16 protein-coding genes, 6 tRNA genes and 2 other RNA genes are annotated in these 17,487 nt (G+C 56.8%); 22 read left to right on the top strand and 2 right to left on the bottom strand.

Annotated elements, in window-relative coordinates:
- Positions 1-10: 10 nt before the first annotated feature.
- Positions 11-1,177: an ADP-forming succinate--CoA ligase subunit beta gene (gene sucC / locus GF111_RS06360; protein ID WP_025301883.1), complete on the top strand. Its 1,167-nt coding sequence runs from the start codon at positions 11-13 to the stop codon at positions 1,175-1,177.
- Positions 1,177-2,049: a succinate--CoA ligase subunit alpha gene (gene sucD / locus GF111_RS06355; RefSeq protein ID WP_004939878.1), complete on the top strand. Its 873-nt coding sequence runs from the start codon at positions 1,177-1,179 to the stop codon at positions 2,047-2,049. Before sucC ends, sucD begins: the two co-directional genes overlap by 1 nt.
- Positions 2,050-2,115: 66 nt before the next feature.
- Here sucD and GF111_RS06350 read toward each other — a convergent pair whose 3' ends face one another.
- Together GF111_RS06350 and GF111_RS06345 are read right to left on the bottom strand one after the other, a co-directional pair.
- Positions 2,116-3,321 (bottom strand): ISL3 family transposase, encoded by a 1,206-nt coding sequence (locus GF111_RS06350; protein ID WP_047729874.1) that lies wholly within the window; start codon positions 3,319-3,321, stop codon positions 2,116-2,118.
- A gap of 118 nt (positions 3,322-3,439) precedes the next feature.
- Complete coding sequence (locus tag GF111_RS06345; RefSeq protein WP_147190586.1) at positions 3,440-5,338, bottom strand: bifunctional UDP-sugar hydrolase/5'-nucleotidase; 1,899 nt, start codon at positions 5,336-5,338, stop codon at positions 3,440-3,442.
- Positions 5,339-6,021: 683 nt separating this feature from the next.
- Between GF111_RS06345 and cydA the strand changes: the two genes are divergently transcribed.
- From cydA to nadA, 20 genes are all read left to right on the top strand, one after another.
- Positions 6,022-7,590: a cytochrome ubiquinol oxidase subunit I gene (gene cydA / locus GF111_RS06340; RefSeq protein ID WP_019454034.1), complete on the top strand. Its 1,569-nt coding sequence runs from the start codon at positions 6,022-6,024 to the stop codon at positions 7,588-7,590.
- Positions 7,591-7,604: 14 nt separating this feature from the next.
- The gene (gene cydB / locus GF111_RS06335) at positions 7,605-8,744 is read left to right on the top strand and encodes a cytochrome d ubiquinol oxidase subunit II (RefSeq protein WP_019454033.1); all 1,140 of its coding nucleotides are present in this window, start codon (positions 7,605-7,607) and stop codon (positions 8,742-8,744) included.
- 17 nt (positions 8,745-8,761) lie between these two features.
- Positions 8,762-8,875 (top strand): cytochrome bd-I oxidase subunit CydX, encoded by a 114-nt coding sequence (gene cydX / locus GF111_RS06330; protein ID WP_004939868.1) that lies wholly within the window; start codon positions 8,762-8,764, stop codon positions 8,873-8,875.
- A complete protein-coding gene (ybgE, locus tag GF111_RS06325) occupies positions 8,875-9,171 on the top strand; it encodes a cyd operon protein YbgE (protein WP_038877538.1) in 297 nt (98 codons plus the stop codon). The genes cydX and ybgE overlap by 1 nt, the downstream gene beginning before the upstream one ends.
- A 130-nt stretch (positions 9,172-9,301) precedes the next feature.
- The gene (gene ybgC, locus GF111_RS06320) at positions 9,302-9,706 is read left to right on the top strand and encodes a tol-pal system-associated acyl-CoA thioesterase (RefSeq protein ID WP_025160034.1); all 405 of its coding nucleotides are present in this window, start codon (positions 9,302-9,304) and stop codon (positions 9,704-9,706) included.
- Positions 9,703-10,386 carry a Tol-Pal system protein TolQ gene (gene tolQ / locus GF111_RS06315; protein WP_004939862.1) on the top strand — a complete coding sequence of 228 codons (684 nt, stop codon included), beginning with the start codon at positions 9,703-9,705 and terminating at the stop codon, positions 10,384-10,386. The genes ybgC and tolQ overlap by 4 nt, the downstream gene beginning before the upstream one ends.
- 12 nt (positions 10,387-10,398) lie before the next feature.
- Positions 10,399-10,827 carry a colicin uptake protein TolR gene (gene tolR / locus GF111_RS06310; RefSeq protein ID WP_147190588.1) on the top strand — a complete coding sequence of 143 codons (429 nt, stop codon included), beginning with the start codon at positions 10,399-10,401 and terminating at the stop codon, positions 10,825-10,827.
- Positions 10,828-10,908: 81 nt separating this feature from the next.
- On the top strand, positions 10,909-12,138 hold the full coding sequence (gene tolA, locus GF111_RS06305) for a cell envelope integrity protein TolA (RefSeq protein WP_049273956.1): 1,230 nt from the start codon (positions 10,909-10,911) through the stop codon (positions 12,136-12,138).
- Between the two features lie 132 nt (positions 12,139-12,270).
- Positions 12,271-13,563 carry a Tol-Pal system beta propeller repeat protein TolB gene (tolB, locus tag GF111_RS06300; RefSeq protein WP_004939856.1) on the top strand — a complete coding sequence of 431 codons (1,293 nt, stop codon included), beginning with the start codon at positions 12,271-12,273 and terminating at the stop codon, positions 13,561-13,563.
- Positions 13,564-13,607: 44 nt separating this feature from the next.
- Positions 13,608-14,117, top strand: a complete 510-nt coding sequence (gene pal / locus GF111_RS06295; protein WP_025160033.1) for a peptidoglycan-associated lipoprotein Pal — start codon at positions 13,608-13,610, stop codon at positions 14,115-14,117.
- A gap of 9 nt (positions 14,118-14,126) precedes the next feature.
- Entirely contained in the window at positions 14,127-14,921 is a 795-nt protein-coding gene (gene cpoB / locus GF111_RS06290; RefSeq protein ID WP_033647153.1) for a cell division protein CpoB, read from the top strand.
- 178 nt (positions 14,922-15,099) lie between these two features.
- Positions 15,100-15,175: transfer RNA gene (locus GF111_RS06285), tRNA-Lys, on the top strand.
- A gap of 29 nt (positions 15,176-15,204) precedes the next feature.
- Positions 15,205-15,280, top strand: a tRNA-Val gene (locus GF111_RS06280).
- Between the two features lie 7 nt (positions 15,281-15,287).
- Positions 15,288-15,363: transfer RNA gene (locus GF111_RS06275), tRNA-Lys, on the top strand.
- 15 nt (positions 15,364-15,378) lie between these two features.
- A non-coding RNA gene (locus GF111_RS06270) (RtT sRNA) lies at positions 15,379-15,503 on the top strand.
- A gap of 152 nt (positions 15,504-15,655) precedes the next feature.
- Positions 15,656-15,731 (top strand) — tRNA-Lys (locus GF111_RS06265).
- A gap of 13 nt (positions 15,732-15,744) precedes the next feature.
- A non-coding RNA gene (locus GF111_RS06260) (RtT sRNA) lies at positions 15,745-15,867 on the top strand.
- 36 nt (positions 15,868-15,903) lie between these two features.
- Positions 15,904-15,979 (top strand) — tRNA-Val (locus tag GF111_RS06255).
- Positions 15,980-15,985: 6 nt separating this feature from the next.
- A tRNA-Lys gene (locus GF111_RS06250) sits at positions 15,986-16,061 on the top strand.
- Positions 16,062-16,413: 352 nt separating this feature from the next.
- Entirely contained in the window at positions 16,414-17,475 is a 1,062-nt protein-coding gene (gene nadA / locus GF111_RS06245; protein WP_015376982.1) for a quinolinate synthase NadA, read from the top strand.
- The last annotated feature ends 12 nt before the right edge of the window (positions 17,476-17,487 follow it).

The following is a 17,487-nucleotide window of genomic DNA, read 5'->3' as shown; positions in this document are numbered from 1 at the left end:
ATAGAACATCATGAATTTACACGAATATCAGGCAAAACAGCTGTTTGCTCGGTATGGCATGCCGGCACCAACCGGTTACGCCTGTACCACTCCGCGTGAAGCAGAAGAAGCCGCATCCAAAATCGGCTCCGGCCCGTGGGTGGTGAAATGTCAGGTTCATGCTGGCGGCCGCGGTAAAGCGGGCGGCGTTAAAGTCGTCAACAGCAAAGAAGATATCCGTGCCTTCGCGGAAGCCTGGTTGGGCAAGCGTCTGGTGACTTACCAGACTGACGCACTGGGCCAGCCGGTTCACCAGATCCTGGTAGAAGCGGCGACCGACATCGATAAAGAGCTGTACCTGGGCGCGGTAGTGGATCGTTCTACCCGTCGCGTGGTGTTCATGGCGTCTACCGAAGGCGGCGTGGAAATCGAGAAGGTGGCGGAAGAAACCCCTGAACTGATCCACAAAATGACCATCGATCCGCTGGCGGGTCCACAGCCTTATCAGGGCCGTGAGCTGGCCTTCAAACTGGGTCTGACCGGTAAGCAAGTCAGCCAGTTCGCCAAGATCTTCATGGGCCTGGCGACGCTGTTCCTGGAGCGCGACCTGGCGATGGTTGAGATCAACCCGCTGGTGATCACCAAGCAGGGCGATCTGGTGTGCCTGGACGGCAAACTGGGCGCCGACGGCAACGCCCTGTTCCGCCAGCCGGAACTGCGTGAAATGCGTGACCCTTCCCAGGAAGACGAGCGCGAATCCCGTGCGGCTCAGTGGGAGCTGAACTACGTTGCCCTCGACGGCAACATCGGCTGCATGGTTAACGGCGCCGGTCTGGCGATGGGCACCATGGACATCGTTAAACTGCACGGCGGCGAACCGGCCAACTTCCTGGACGTTGGCGGCGGCGCGACCAAAGAGCGCGTGACCGAAGCGTTCAAAATCATCCTGTCCGACGACAAGGTGAAAGCGGTTCTGGTTAACATCTTCGGTGGTATCGTACGTTGCGATCTGATCGCCGACGGCATCATCGGCGCAGTGGCCGAAGTGGGCGTTAACGTCCCGGTGGTGGTGCGCTTGGAAGGGAACAACGCCGAACTGGGCGCCAAGAAACTGGCGGACAGCGGCCTGAATATCATTGCTGCGACCAGCCTGACTGATGCGGCTCAGCAAGTTGTTGCAGCAGTGGAGGGTAAATAATGTCCATTTTAATCGATAAGAACACCAAAGTAATTTGCCAAGGCTTCACCGGTAGCCAGGGGACTTTCCACTCCGAACAAGCTATCGCTTACGGCACCAAAATGGTTGGCGGCGTAACCCCGGGCAAAGGCGGCACTCAGCACCTGGGCCTGCCGGTGTTCAACACCGTGCGCGAAGCGGTTGAAGCGACCGGCGCCACGGCCTCGGTCATCTACGTTCCAGCGCCGTTCTGCAAAGACTCCATCCTGGAAGCGATCGATGCCGGCATCAAACTGATCATCACCATCACCGAAGGCATCCCGACCCTGGACATGCTGACCGTGAAAGTGAAGCTGGACGAAGCCGGCGTGCGCATGATCGGGCCGAACTGCCCTGGCGTGATCACCCCAGGCGAGTGCAAAATCGGCATCATGCCTGGCCACATCCACCTGCCGGGCAAAGTGGGCATCGTTTCCCGCTCCGGTACCCTGACCTATGAAGCGGTGAAACAAACCACCGATGCCGGTCTGGGCCAGTCCACCTGTGTGGGCATCGGCGGCGACCCGATCCCGGGCTCCAACTTCATCGATATCCTGAAGATGTTTCAGCAGGATCCGCAGACCGAAGCGATCGTGATGATCGGTGAGATCGGCGGCAGCGCTGAAGAAGAAGCGGCAGCTTACATCAAAGAACACGTCACCAAACCGGTTGTCGGCTACATCGCCGGCGTGACCGCGCCGAAAGGCAAGCGTATGGGCCACGCGGGCGCCATCATCGCAGGCGGCAAAGGCACGGCGGACGAGAAGTTTGCTGCGCTGGAAGCCGCGGGCGTGAAAACCGTTCGCAGCCTGGCAGACATCGGCGACGCGGTAAAAGCGGTGCTGAAGCGCTAAGAATTTAGTACGAAATAACAATATCTCGACATGTTTGGCCACCCATTGGGTGGCCTTTTTTATGGTTCATCGCGCTTTACCGGGGAACGCTGCTTTGATTTTCAGGAAGAAGTAAGCGTTATCCCGGTATCCATAGGCCATCCGCTTCATCACTTTTATCTTATTGTTCATCCCTTCCAGCACGCTGGTATTCAACCTGTGTCTGGCACTCGCGATGATGCCACCGGCATACCCTTTCAGTTTCTCGGCGAAGTGTTGCAACGCCTTGATTCCGCTTTCCTGAGACTGCCTGTACCAGCTTGTCCAGCGTCTCTGCGCCTCTTGTTCACTCGGGGCGTACCACAGTTCTTTCAGCGTCGTTTTCATCAGCCATACCACATTCAGCGGCTGATTCGCCTCCAGCAACTCCGTGAGCTTTACCTCATGCCCTTCGGGCAGGTTTTCTGGGTTGCGCAGCAGCAGCCAGCGGCTGCGTTTGATGACCTGACGCGATTTTGGGTTATCACGGAGTTGATTGGCCTGGTCGACGCGGACCCGGTCGATAACCTCCCGGCCATACTTTGCCACCACATGGAACAAGTCATAGACCACTTCCGCCTGCGGGCAGTGATGCCTGACCTCCAGGTCTAACGCCGTATTCATATCCATGGCGACAGACTGGATAGCAGCACAGCCTTCAGCGCCCAGCCAGACGAAGAAGGGGCGGAAGGCCGCTCTGCTGCGGCCTTCGCCCACCCACAACACCTGTTGCGTATCCGCATCCATCACCACGGTGGCATAGCGATGTCCTTTGAACAGGGCGAACTCATCCATCACCAGACGGCGGAGGGTATGGCGCTGCGGCTCTGTTCGTTCCCGCAGCAGACGCCGGTAGTCGATATTCTTGACCGTATGCCAGTGCAGTCCGGTGAGTTGTGCAACATGTTTAATCGGCAGTAAACGGGTCAGTGACTCAACCCATACGGATAGCGTCGTGGTATATCTCTGGCGTTCAGGCAACCAGCTGATTTTTTCGGTGGTGACCCCGCAATGGGGGCAACACAGGCGCCGGACGGGGACGTTGAGCCAGACGACCCAATCGAGCAGCTGGCGTTCACGCACTCGGCGGAAGGAAACATCATGCACAACAGGCACCCGCCGCTCACAACGACGACAACAGGGCATGACGGCAGCGTCAGGCTGGAGCTGGATAAGCAGGGAGTTGGCAGAAGGATGCGAGAAGGAATTGACGACAAAGCCTTCCCAGAACAGGGAGCAAAGGTTAGCATTCATAGTGACGGCAGTTTTGAAGGTTTAGGGTGTGTTTTGGCGAATACAAACCTAAACGTTCTGACTGCCGTTTTCTATTGGTTCACGCTAAAGCGCGATGAACCTTTTTTATTGGCGCAGATCAGAAGTCGTTGATCGCCTTGATCAGTGCGATCCGATCCTGCAGGCGGCGCTGTTGCACCGGATCCGTAGCGGCTTGGCGCTGTTGCTCCAGCGCGGTGAGGGCGGCGCGGTAATCGTCGGCGTTGCGGAACAGCGCGTCTTTGACGTTGATCGACGCGACGTTGGTGTAGCGGCCGTCGTCGGTGGTCGGTACCTGGATAATGCCCTCATTGAGCAGCCGTTTGACGATCGCCCGCTGTGGTTCGTAACCCTCCATGCCGATCAGCTTCCAGCGCTGCGGCGGCACGCCCTGATAGTGGCCGTGTTTCACCTCCGTCAGGTAGCGCAGAGTCAGGTGGCGGATAGTGCCTTCTTCTTCACCGTATTGCGCTTTGCTGTCGAACAGCACCGGGAAGGATTGCCCCTCCAGCGCGCCACCCTTTTGCGTCAGGTGGCCCATGCGGTAACTGTTCATGCCCAGGCGGATCGGCATATCGTCGGTGACCGGCGTGCCGTCCGCCAGGCGCAAGTCGACGATGCGCGAACCGGCAGGTTGGCGCAGGTCGATGGTGTAAGTGACGCCGTCGAAGAAATCATTGGTGGAATATTTGGACGATCGCCGCGCCGGGTTAAAGCTGTAGGTGACATCGCCCGGCTGCAGCTGATTGAAATAGTCGGCGGACCACTCCATGTAGCGTTTAAGCACTTTGCCGTTGAGCTGATACACGGTGATCTCGCCGCCGGCGTATTGGTAGTTAAAGGCGATATCCTTGGCCTTGATGTCGCCGACGTCCAGCTTGGCGCGATCGTTGTCGATCTGCAGGGCGACCACCTGCGCCAGCGGCGCATAGTGGCGGGCGGCCTGCTGGAACAGCGCGCTGATGCCGGTATCCTGCACGTGTACCTGGGGAATGCCGCGGAATTCGTCGGCGGGCACCAGATCGCTACCGCTCAGTTTCGCCACGACCCGGTTGGCATTGGCGCGCAGAATGTCATGGTACGGCTGGTAGAGCGCTTGCATGGCGCTGTCCGGCGTCATCCCTTTGATGGAGTAGGTGTAGCTGTTTTTGTCGATCAGCGCGAACTTGCCGTCGCGGCGCTCAAACTGCAGATCGATACGCGACAGCGCGCGGCCGTATTTATCCGGCTCGGTGATGATGACGCCGTTAACCACCGCTTTGTCGATCTTCACGTGCATATGGCCGGCGACGATCGCCGCCAGCTCCGGGTTGGCGTTGGCGATGTCGGCCACGCCGGTGCCGGGGCGCTGATTTTCGTTGTCGATGCCCATATGCGCCACCAGCACGATGGCGTCGACCTGGCCGTCGATTTGCCTGATGACCTGTTTCACCGCCTGCACCGGATCGGTGAAGTTTAGCCCTTTGATGCGATCGGTGCCCTTGGCGAATTCCGCGGTCATCGGCGTGTCCATGCCGATAATGCCGATCTTCACGCCCTGGCGTTCGACGATGGTGTAGGCCGGCAGATAGGGGTTGCCGTTGTCCCAGACGATATTACCCGCCAGCGCCGCGCCCTTAAACTGCTTCAGCGGGGTGGCCAGCACCGGCAGGCCGAAGTCGAACTCGTGGTTGCCCATCACCCAGACATCGTAATTGAGCGCGTTGAGGCCCAGCATCATCGGGCTGATGGCCTCATGCTTGAAGGTTTCGACGAAGTTGCCCTGAATGGTGTCGCCGGCGTCCACCAGGATCAGGTTGGGCTGCTCGGCCCGCACTTTTTTGACCTGGGTAGCTATCTGGCTCAGGCTGCCCGCCAGATTTTCCGTGTCGCTGGCGTAGTCCCAGGGCACGAAGGTGCCGTGCAGATCGGAGGTGCCCAGCAGGGTGATATTTACCGTTTCGGTGGCCATGGCGTTTCCCGAGAGTCCCAAGACAGAGGCAAAGATGATTTTTTTCATAAGTTATTGTCACTCAATGCAATTTTAACATAAGTGGTCATTTTGCTACAAAAACGCAACCTTTACGATCCCATCGCGAGAAATAGACTAATATTGGAGAGAGATTTGTTGTTTTGTGACTGCTATCACTGTCACGGCTTATTGGAAATAAAAGGTTAATTATGTCGCATAATAAGCGCGTAATAATACAATGGCGGCTCTTTTAAATTACATTTATTTAACACAAAAATATCATTAAAAAACAATTAAACCATTGCGCAACATGACCCTAAGAAAATTATGCGAAATGTGCTGATGAATATGGAAATAAGATGCGGATAGGCTTAAATTGTCTCAGATCAAATTAGCCCGAAGTACCTCTTTCGGCTAAGATTTGACCTGTAACCAAAAGTCTAACCCACGTCACGTAAAAACCTATTTATTGTGTGGGATTGGGCGAGTATCATCCATGTTGTGATTATGGATGGTTGATCTTGTTGCATTTGTTACCCGTTGTCGGTTTTCAGTGGCGTGCTTGTCGGCGGCCCGAGGGGCTATTGGCCGAGTGTGCGGTTGAAAGCGGAGAAGCTGGATCAAATTTGTTGTGTTTAAGGGCATTCACTGCGGGGCGTTACTGGCGGCTTTGAAAGAGGCGTGCCGATAACCGCGTGTCGGAGTCTTCCTGCGAGGAGCAAGGAGTCAAGATGTTTGATATTGTCGAACTGTCGCGCTTACAGTTTGCTTTAACGGCGATGTATCATTTCTTATTTGTCCCATTAACGCTCGGTATGGCGTTCTTGCTGGCAATTATGGAAACGGTATATGTCCTGTCTGGCAAACAAATCTATAAAGACATGACCAAATTCTGGGGAAAGTTATTTGCGATTAACTTTGCTCTGGGTGTGGCCACCGGTTTGACCATGGAGTTCCAGTTCGGGACTAACTGGTCGTATTTCTCTCACTACGTCGGCGATATCTTCGGGGCCCCTCTGGCTATCGAAGGTCTGATGGCGTTCTTCCTTGAATCGACGCTGGTCGGCCTGTTCTTCTTCGGCTGGGATCGTCTGAGCAAGGTGCAGCACATGGCGGTAACCTGGTTCGTGGCCCTCGGCTCCAACCTGTCCGCGCTGTGGATCCTGGTCGCCAACGGCTGGATGCAGAACCCGATCGCTTCGGATTTCAACTTCGAAACCATGCGCATGGAGATGGTCAGCTTCTCCGAACTGGTGCTCAACCCGGTTGCGCAGGTTAAATTCGTTCACACCGTGGCTTCCGGCTACACCTGCGGCGCGATGTTCGTTCTGGGCATCAGCTCCTACTACCTGCTGAAAGGCCGCGACATCGCCTTCGCCAAGCGCTCCTTCGCCATCGCTGCCAGCTTCGGTATGGCTGCCATTCTGTCCGTTATCGTTCTGGGTGATGAATCCGGCTACGAAATGGGCGACGTGCAGAAAACCAAACTGGCCGCTATCGAAGCGGAATGGGACACCCAGCCGGCACCGGCGTCCTTCACCCTGTTCGGCATTCCCGATCAGGACAAGATGGAAAACTCCTTCTCTATTCAGATCCCGTATGCGCTTGGCCTGATCGCCACCCGCTCCACGGACACTCAGGTCACCGGCCTGAAAGATCTGATGGCGCAGCATGAAGTGCGCATCCGCAACGGGATGAAAGCCTACCAGCTGCTGGAAGAGCTGCGCGGCGGCAACACCGATCCTGCGGTGCGCGCCGAATTCAACAAAACCAAGCAAGACCTGGGCTACGGCATGCTGCTGAAGCGCTATACCCCGAACGTCACCGACGCGACGGAAGCGCAGATCCAGCTGGCGACCAAGGACTCCATTCCGCGCGTGGCGCCTCTGTACTTCGCCTTCCGCATCATGGTGGCCTGTGGCGTGATCATGCTGTTGATCATCGGCCTGTCGTTCTGGAACGTGATCCGCGGCCGCATCGGCCAGAAAAAATGGCTGCACCGCGCGGCACTGTACGGTTTGCCGCTGCCTTGGATCGCGATCGAGTCCGGTTGGTTCGTGGCGGAATACGGCCGTCAACCGTGGGCGATTGGTGAGGTGCTGCCGACGGCGGTCGCCAACTCTTCGCTGACCGCGGGCGACATTCTGTTCTCGATGGGGCTGATCTGCGGCTTGTACACCCTGTTCCTGGTGGCTGAATTGTACCTGATGTTCAAGTTTGCGCGTCTGGGTCCAAGCAGCCTGAAAACCGGCCGCTATCACTTTGAACAACCGACTGCCGCCGTGCAGGAAGCGCGCTAAACAGGAGTCCACGTATGTTTGACTATGAAGTACTGCGATTTATTTGGTGGGTCCTGGTTGGCGTACTGCTGATCGGCTTCGCCGTCACCGACGGTTTCGACATGGGCGTCGGCATTCTGGTGCGCATCATCGGGAAAACCGATACCGAGCGCCGGGTGATGATCAACTCCATCGCCCCGCACTGGGACGGTAACCAGGTGTGGCTGATCACCGCCGGCGGCGCGCTGTTCGCCGCCTGGCCGATGGTCTACGCAGCGGCCTTCTCTGGCTTCTACGTCGCCATGATCCTGGTGCTGGCCGCCTTGTTCTTCCGCCCGGTCGGTTTCGACTACCGCTCCAAGCTGGAGAGCAGCCGCTGGCGCAACATGTGGGACTGGGGCATCTTCATCGGCTCCTTCGTGCCTGCCGTGGTATTCGGCGTGGCGTTCGGCAACCTGCTGCAGGGCGTGCCGTTCCACATGGACGAGTACATGCGCCTGTTCTACACCGGTAACTTCTTCCAACTGCTGAATCCGTTCGGTCTGTTGGCGGGCGTGGTCAGCCTGACCATGCTGGTTACCCAGGGGGCGACCTACCTGCAAATGCGCACCACCGGCGAGATCCACCTGCGTTCACGCGCTGCGGCGCAGATCGCGACGCTGATCATGGCGGTGTGCTTCCTGCTGGCGGGCGTATGGCTGGTGAAAGGCATCGACGGTTTCGTCGTGACGTCGGCGCTGGACACCCTGGCGGAATCCAACCCGATGCGTAAAGAAGTGGCGCATCAGGCCGGTGCCTGGTTGATCAACTTCAACAAGTATCCGCTGCTGTGGGCGTTGCCTGCGCTGGGCGTGGTGCTGCCGTTGTTCACCATCCTGTTCTCGCGTCTGGAGAAAGGCGCACTGGCGTTCGTCACCTCGTCGCTGACCATCGCCTGCGTCATCCTCACCGCCGGGGTCACCATGTTCCCGTTCGTGATGCCGTCCAGCACCGTGCCTAACGTCAGCCTGACCATGTGGGACGCGACGTCGAGCCTGTTGACGCTGAAAGTGATGACCGTCGTGGCGGCGATCTTCGTGCCTATCGTTTTGGCGTACACCAGCTGGTCGTACTACAAAATGTTCGGTCGCCTCGACAAGAACTACATCGAAAACAACAAGCATTCGCTGTACTAAGGATAAGGAGCTAAACCATGTGGTATTTTGCCTGGATTCTCGGAACGCTTCTTGCCTGCGCCTTCGGCATCATCACGGCGCTGGCGCTTGAGCAGAGCGAAGCGACCAAAGCTCAGCAAGACGGTAAGTGATGAGCTCGTCCGTGATTGACAAGCTGTACGCTGTCACCGACAAGGGCCCGATCCGGGCCCTTTCCCTGGTGCTGGCGTTGATTTTGGCGGGGTGCGTGTTCTGGGATCCGACGCGTTTCGCCGCCAAAACCAGCTCGCTGGAGATTTGGGAAGGGCTGTTGCTGATTTGGGCGGTGTGCGCCGGGGTGATCCACGGTTTCGGATTCCGCCCGCAGCGCAGCATCTGGCGCGCCTTTTTCGCGCCACTTCCCGCAATTGTGATCCTGTGCGCAGGATTACTTTACGTTTCTTTATAATCTCCCTGATGTCCCCACGTTATGGGCCCTCACGGCCCATAATTATTTTCATTCCCATCTTGTAACCCATTCCCAACCCGATCCGTCTTGCGTATAGTAGCAGCGTTAAATTGCATTGCTGGGAAGTAGAGTGAGTAATACGTTGTTTCGATGGCCGGTTCGCGTTTACTACGAGGATACCGATGCCAGTGGTGTGGTCTATCACGCCCGCTACGTCGCCTTTTTTGAAAGAGCGCGCACAGAGATGCTGCGTCAGCACAACTTTCATCAACAGCAGCTGCTCAGTGAACAAGTCGCTTTTGTCGTCCGGCGCATGACGGTGGATTATCTGGCTCCGGCTCGTCTCGACGAGCAACTGGAGGTCCAGAGCGAAATCACCTGTCTGCGCGGGGCTTCTCTCACGTTTGCTCAACGCATTGTCAATTCTGACGGGGCCCTACTGAGCCAGGCAGATGTCCTGATTGCCTGTATTGATCCACACCAAATGAAGCCAAGAGCGCTTCCTAAGTCTATTGTCGCGGAGTTTAAGCAGTGACTGACATGAACATCCTAGATTTATTCTTGAAGGCGAGCCTGCTGGTTAAGCTTATCATGTTGATTTTGATATGCTTCTCGGTAGCCTCTTGGGCGATCATCATTCAGCGCACCCGCATCCTCAATGCGGCGACGCGTGACGCCGAAGCCTTTGAAGACAAATTCTGGTCCGGTATCGAGCTTTCCCGTCTGTACCAGGAAAGTCAGGCGCGTCGCGATAGCCTGACCGGTTCCGAGCAGATCTTCCATTCCGGGTTCAAAGAGTTCGCCCGCCTGCACCGCGCCAACAACCATGCGCCGGAGTCGGTGATCGAAGGGGCGTCGCGCGCGATGCGCATTTCGATGAACCGCGAGCTGGAAACGCTGGAAACCCATATTCCGTTCCTCGGCACCGTCGGTTCGATCAGCCCGTATATCGGTCTGTTCGGCACCGTGTGGGGGATCATGCACGCCTTTATCGCGCTGGGCGCGGTGAAGCAAGCCACGCTGCAGATGGTGGCGCCGGGTATCGCCGAAGCGCTGATCGCCACCGCGATCGGTCTGTTCGCCGCCATCCCGGCGGTAATGGCCTATAACCGTCTCAACCAGCGCGTCAACAAGCTTGAGCAGAATTACGACAACTTTATGGAAGAGTTCACCGCTATTCTGCATCGTCAGGCCTTCTCCAGCGACAGCAAATAAGTAGGAGGTAGCATGGCGAGAGTACGTGGACGTAGTCGGCGCGAGCTGAAGTCCGAAATTAACATCGTTCCGCTGCTCGACGTGTTGCTGGTGCTGCTGCTGATCTTTATGGCAACCGCGCCAATCATCACGCAGAGCGTGGAGGTTGACCTGCCGGACGCCACCGATTCCAAAACGGTGTCCAGCGATGACAATCCGCCGGTGATCCTCGAGGTTTCCGGTGTAGGTCAATACACCCTGGTGGTGGATCACAACCGTATGGAGCTGTTGCCGCCTGAGCAAGTCGCGGCCGAAGCCAAGTCGCGTTTGGCGGCTAGCCCGAAAACGGTCTTTTTGATCGGCGGTGCGAAGGAAGTCCCTTACGATGAGATTATCAAGGCATTGAATATTCTCCATCAGGCGGGCGTGGCTTCCGTGGGGCTGATGACCCAGCCGATCTGACCGTAAGGCGAACGGCAACCCGGTTCCTGCGCTGCGGCCCAGGAACCCCGTATAAGCAACACCAGTTTTTGGGAATCTATTTTGGTAAAGGCAACTGAGCAAAACGATAAGCTGAACCGCGCCGTTATTGTTTCGGTCGTTCTGCACTTCATATTGATTGCCCTGCTGATTTGGGGATCGCTGCAGGAAAAGGTCGACATGGGCGCCGGCGGTGGCGGTGATGGCACCGTGGTGGGCGCAGTGATGGTCGATCCTGGCGCGGTGGTGGAGCAATACAACCGCCAGCAGCAGCAGAGCAACGATGCGCAGCGTGCCGAGAAGCAGCGCCAGAAAAAGGCGGAGCAACAGGCCGAAGAGCTTCAGCAGAAGCAGGCGGAGCAGCAACAGCGCCTGAAGGAGCTGGAGAAAGAGCGTTTGGCGGCGCAGGAGAAAGCTGCGCAGGACGCCAAAGCGCAGGCTGAGCAACAGCAGAAGGCAGCGGAGCAGCAGAAACAGGCCGCCGAGCAGCAAAAAGCGGCGGAAGCCGCCGCAGCCAAGGCTAAAGAGCAACAGAAGGTCGCCGAAGCCGCCGCCGCCAAGGCGAAGGCCGAAGCGGAAAAGGTCGCCAAGGCGCAGGCGGACGCGCAGAAGAAAGCCGAAGCGGAAGCCAAGAAAGAAGCGGCCGCCGCTGCCGCCGCCAAGAAACAGGCGGAAGAGGCGAAGAAAGCCGCGGCGGCTGCCGCAGAGCAAAAAGCCGCAGAGGCCGCGGAGAAGAAAGCGGCCGCTGAAGCTGAGAAGAAAGCCGCAGCGGAAGCCGAGAAGAAGGCCGCCGCCGAGGCAGAGAAGAAAGCGGCCGCCGCTGAGAAAGCTGCGGCAGCCAAGAAAGCCGCAGCGGATGCCAAGAAGAAGGCCGCCGCTGAGGCTGCGAAACAATCGGATGAAGTTAGCGATTTGTTTGGCGGCCTGGCGGACGGCAAGAACGCGCCGAAAGGCGGCGGTGCTAAATCGAAAGGCGACGGTAAACCGGCCGGGCAGGGCAATGCCAAAGCGGCTGGGGCCAGCGGGGCGGATATCAGCGGTTATATGGGGCAGATTCAAGGGGCGATTCAGAGCAAGTTCTATGACGCCAGTTCGTTCGCCGGCAAAACCTGCGACCTGCGTATCAAGCTGGCGCCGGACGGCCTGCTGATAAGCGTACAAGCGGCGGGGGGCGATCCTGCCCTGTGTCAAGCAGCAGTGTCTGCCGCCAAGTTGGCGCATATACCGAAGCCGCCGAGCGATGCCGTTTATCAGCACTTTAAGAATTCTATCCTTGAATTCAAGCCGCAATAACGGTTGATTGAGTGAGTGATATCACAGGGATGTACTAAGGTAACCAACAGGGATTATGTAGTTTTACGTAAGTTGGTTTGTTAAAATTCTGCTAATTTATCGCAGGCATCCCGCCTGGATAAGGGAGATGAGATGAAGCAGGCATTTCGAGTAGCGCTAGGTTTTTTAATTCTGTGGGCGTCCGTGCTGCACGCGGAAGTTCGCATTGAAATCACCCAAGGGGTCGACTCCGCTCGTCCGATTGGCGTGGTGCCGTTTAAATGGGCGGGCCCAGGCACGCCGCCGGAAGATATCGGCAAGATTGTCGGCGCGGATCTGCGCAACAGCGGCAAATTCAACCCGATCGACGTGGCGCGCATGCCGCAGCAACCAACCTCCGCGTCTGAAGTGACGCCGGCGGCCTGGACTGCGCTGGGCATCGACGCCGTGGTTGTCGGCCAGGTTCAACCTGGCGCCGACGGCAGCTACCTGATCTCCTACCAGCTGGTGGATACCTCGGGTTCGCCGGGCACCGTACTGGCGCAGAACCAGTATAAAGTAACCAAACAGTGGTTGCGTTATTCTGCCCATACCGCCAGCGACGAAGTGTTCGAAAAGCTGACCGGCATCAAGGGCGCGTTCCGTACCCGTATCGCCTACGTCGTGCAGACCAACGGCGGGAAATTCCCGTATGAGCTGCGCGTAGCGGATTACGACGGTTACAACCAATTCACGGTGCACCGTTCGCCTGAGCCGCTGATGTCACCGGCCTGGTCGCCGGACGGCAGCAAACTGGCTTACGTAACCTTCGAAAGCGGCCGTTCCGCGCTGGTGGTACAGACCCTGGCTAACGGTGCTATCCGCCAGATCGCCTCGTTCCCGCGCCACAACGGTGCGCCGGCGTTCTCGCCGGACGGCAGCAAGCTGGCCTTCGCGCTGTCCAAGAGCGGCAGCCTGAACCTGTACGTGATGAACCTCGGCTCCGGCCAGATCACGCAGCTGACCGATGGCCGCAACAACAACACCGAACCGACCTGGTTCCCGGATGGCCAGTCTCTGGCGTTTACCTCCGACCAGGGCGGGCGTCCGCAGATTTATAAAATCAGCGCCAGCGGCGGTGCCGCACAGCGTCTGACGTGGGAAGGCTCTCAGAACCAGGATTCTGAAGTCAGCTCCGACGGTAAATTCCTGGTGATGGTAAGCACCAACAGTGGTGCACAACACATCGCCAAACAAGATCTTGGATCGGGCGCCGTTCAGGTTTTGACCGGCACCTTCCTGGATGAAACGCCTAGTATTGCGCCAAACGGCACCATGGTGATCTATAGCTCCACGCAAGGTATGGGCTCCGTGTTGCAGTTGGTGTCAACTGATGGGCGTTTCAAAGCGCGTCTTCCGGCAACTGATGGACAGGTCAAATTCCCTGCCTGGTCGCCGTATCTGTGATGCATGTGTAAATATGTATGGCAAACTATAAAAGGATCAAAGAAATGCAACTGAACAAAGTGCTGAAAGGGCTTCTGCTGGCACTGCCAGTTCTGGCTGTAGCAGCTTGTAGTTCTAACAAAAGCGCAAACAACGACCAATCTGGTATGGGCGCTGGCACTGGTATGGAAAACGGCAGCAGCAACCTGTCTTCCGAAGAACAAGCTCGTCTGCAGATGCAAGAACTGCAGAAGAACAACATCGTTTACTTCGGCCTGGACAAGTATGACGTAAGCTCCGAATTCGCTCAGATGCTGGACGCGCACGCTGCATTCCTGCGTAACAACCCGTCTTACAAAGTGACCGTTGAAGGCCACGCTGACGAACGCGGCACGCCGGAATACAACATCGCTCTGGGTGAGCGCCGTGCTAACGCCGTTAAAATGTACCTGCAGGGTAAAGGCGTTTCCGCTGACCAGATCTCTATCGTTTCTTACGGTAAAGAAAAACCAGCAGTACTGGGCCACGACGAAGCGGCTTATGCTAAAAACCGTCGTGCCGTTCTGGTTTACTAAGAGAATCGCATGAACAGTAACTTCAGACGTCACCTGTTGAGTCTGTCGTTACTGGTTGGCGTAGCGGCCCCCTGGGCCGCTACTGCCCAAGCGCCAATCAGTAATGTCGGCTCCGGCTCGGTCGAAGACCGTGTCACCTCGCTTGAGCGTATCAGCAATGCTCAAGGCCAGCTTTTAAACCAACTCCAGCAACAACTCTCTGATAACCAACGCGACATTGATTCTCTCCGTGGGCAAATCCAGGAAAGTCAGTATCAGTTGAATCAGGTGGTTGAACGCCAGAAGCAAATCTATCAGCAGATGGATAGCCTCAGCCAGGGCGGCGCTCAGAGCGCCTCTGCGGCCGCGGGCGCTGCCGGTGGGGCAGCCGCAGGCGCATCTTCCGATGCGGGCGGCAGCGCGCCTGCAGCCGCTTCTGCAACGCCGAGCGGCGGTGATGAGAACAGCGACTACAACGCCGCTGTTTCTCTGGCGCTGGAAAAAAAACAGTATGACCAGGCGATTTCCGCCTTTCAGTCCTTCGTAAAACAGTACCCGAAGTCTACCTACCAGCCCAACGCCAACTATTGGCTGGGCCAGTTGTTCTACAACAAGGGTAAAAAAGACGACGCGGCCTACTATTTTGCGGTGGTGGTGAAGAATTACGCGAAATCACCGAAGGCGCCGGACGCCATGTACAAGGTGGGTATCATCATGCAGGAGAAAGGGCAGGCTGATAAAGCCAAAGCCGTGTTCCAGCAGGTGATTAAACAGTACCCAACCAGTGCGGCGGCCAAACAGGCGAAAAGCCGCGTAGGCGGTTAACAGTCAGAAAAATGAGCCCAGAAGTTAGTCGATTTGACCGATTTCTGGGCTCATTCGCGTGAAGAACAAGCAGTTGAACGCATCAGTAAAAAATTTAGGTTGCGCTGCCAAGATAAATTAGTAATATATGCCGCCGTTGCCAAGACATCTTGCAAGATGTTAAAGCGGCAGGGAAATTGGGTCGTTAGCTCAGTTGGTAGAGCAGTTGACTTTTAATCAATTGGTCGCAGGTTCGAATCCTGCACGACCCACCAATTTCTGAAGTAGCAGTAACCACAACAGTGGGTGATTAGCTCAGTTGGTAGAGCATCTCCTTTACACGGAGGGGGTCGGCGGTTCGAGCCCGTCATCACCCACCACTGTTATGGGTCGTTAGCTCAGTTGGTAGAGCAGTTGACTTTTAATCAATTGGTCGCAGGTTCGAATCCTGCACGACCCACCATTCTTTAAGAATGGCTGCGATAGAGAATCGTAAAGGATGAGAACCGTAAAGGTTCGAGTCTCGCGAAGCGAGACAACATCACTCCGGTGATGGCCCGCAAGGGCGAGGCCAAAGGCCGAGTTATCCTGCACGATCCACCGTTCTTTAAGAATGGCAGCTTCAGGATCGGTTTGATGTGGCAAAGTAAAGGTCCGAGTCGAGTACCCGTCGAGTTGTCCTGAACATCCCCATCCTTGTTTTCCGCGAGTCGGTTTCAATAGCCTATTCGCCATCAGCAGTAAACCACATCAGTGGGTCGTTAGCTCAGTTGGTAGAGCAGTTGACTTTTAATCAATTGGTCGCAGGTTCGAATCCTGCACGACCCACCACTCTTTGATAGAGCAAGGTGTTAAATCGTCAGGATGAGAACCGTAAAGGTTCGAGTCTCGCAACGCGAGACAACATCACTCCGGTGATGGCCCGAAGGGCGAGGCCAAAGGCCGAGTTATCCTGCACGACCCACCACTCTTTGAGAGTGAAAAATAGCAGTACCACAGCAGTGGGTGATTAGCTCAGTTGGTAGAGCATCTCCTTTACACGGAGGGGGTCGGCGGTTCGAGCCCGTCATCACCCACCACACTGCGGGTCGTTAGCTCAGTTGGTAGAGCAGTTGACTTTTAATCAATTGGTCGCAGGTTCGAATCCTGCACGACCCACCAATTCAGAGAAAAGCGCCTTTTGGCGCTTTTTTCGTTCTGTAACATCTAAACCTGACCTTATCTTCTCGCCAGCACCGTCACCTACATTCGCGCTTTCTCGTTTCAACACCGCACCGATCGTCATCACGCTGTTCTCTGAACGGCTATACGGTCTCGTCAGGCCATTATCCGCTGTGAGCTGTGCAGCCAATGTCTGTGTTTTTTAATTCATTAAACAATAGGTGCGCAAATATGAAAATATCAGCGGACTTTTCGCGCGGTTTTAGGTATTTTGTTTAGTATATAAAACGAAGGGCGTTGCGGCAGGCGATATTCACGCGGCAGGCGCCCAGCCTAGCATGAGATTGCAGCGATGAGTGAAATGTTTGATGTCAATGCGGCGGTGTATCCCTTCCCGCCTAAACCGGTTCCGCTGGACGTAGCCGAAAAAGCCTTTTATCGCGAGAAGATCAAAACCCTGCTCAAGCAGCGCAATGCGGTGATGGTCGCCCACTATTATACCGATCCGGAAATCCAGGCGCTGGCGGAAGAAACCGGCGGCTGCGTGGCGGATTCGCTGGAAATGGCGCGCTTCGGTAGCGCCCATCCGGCTTCCACGCTGTTGGTGGCCGGCGTGCGCTTCATGGGGGAAACCGCCAAGATCCTCAGCCCGGAAAAGCAGGTGCTGATGCCGACGCTGTTTGCCGAATGTTCGCTGGATCTGGGCTGCCCGGAAGAGGAGTTTCATGCGTTTTGCGACAGCCACCCCGATCGTACCGTGGTGGTCTATGCGAACACCTCGGCGGCGGTCAAAGCGCGCGCCGACTGGGTGGTCACTTCCAGCATCGCCGTTGAGCTGATCGAACACCTGGACAGCCTGGGCGAGAAGATCATCTGGGCGCCGGATCGCCATCTCGGCAGCTACGTGCAGAAGCAGACCGGCGCCGACGTGCTGTGCTGGCAAGGTGCCTGCATTGTCCATGACGAGTTCAAGACTCAGGCGCTGCGGCGCATGAAGGCGCTTTATCCGCAGGCGGCCATCCTGGTGCATCCCGAATCGCCACAGGCGGTAGTTGAGTTGGCGGATGCGGTGGGATCGACCAGCCAACTGATTCAGGCGGCGAAAACATTGCCGCATCAACAGCTGATCGTCGCCACCGATCGCGGTATCTTTTACAAGATGCAGCAGGCCTGCCCGGACAAGGAGCTGTTCGAAGCGCCGACCGCCGGAGAGGGGGCGACCTGTCGCAGCTGCGCGCATTGCCCGTGGATGGCGATGAATGGCCTGAAGGCGATTGCCGAAGGGCTGGAGCAGGGGGGCGCGCAGCATGAGATCCACGTGGACGCCGCGCTGCGTGAGAAGGCCCTGGTGCCGCTGAACCGCATGCTGGATTTCGCCGCTCAGCTTAAGATGCAGGTTAAAGGCAACGCTTAACCGTTTAAAAGG

The organism is Serratia sp. HRI (assembly GCF_010119335.3).
GTDB lineage: Bacteria > Pseudomonadota > Gammaproteobacteria > Enterobacterales > Enterobacteriaceae > Serratia > Serratia nevei.
The sequence above is the reverse complement of the archived record's forward strand: the minus strand, read 5'-3'. Positions and strand labels throughout refer to the sequence as shown.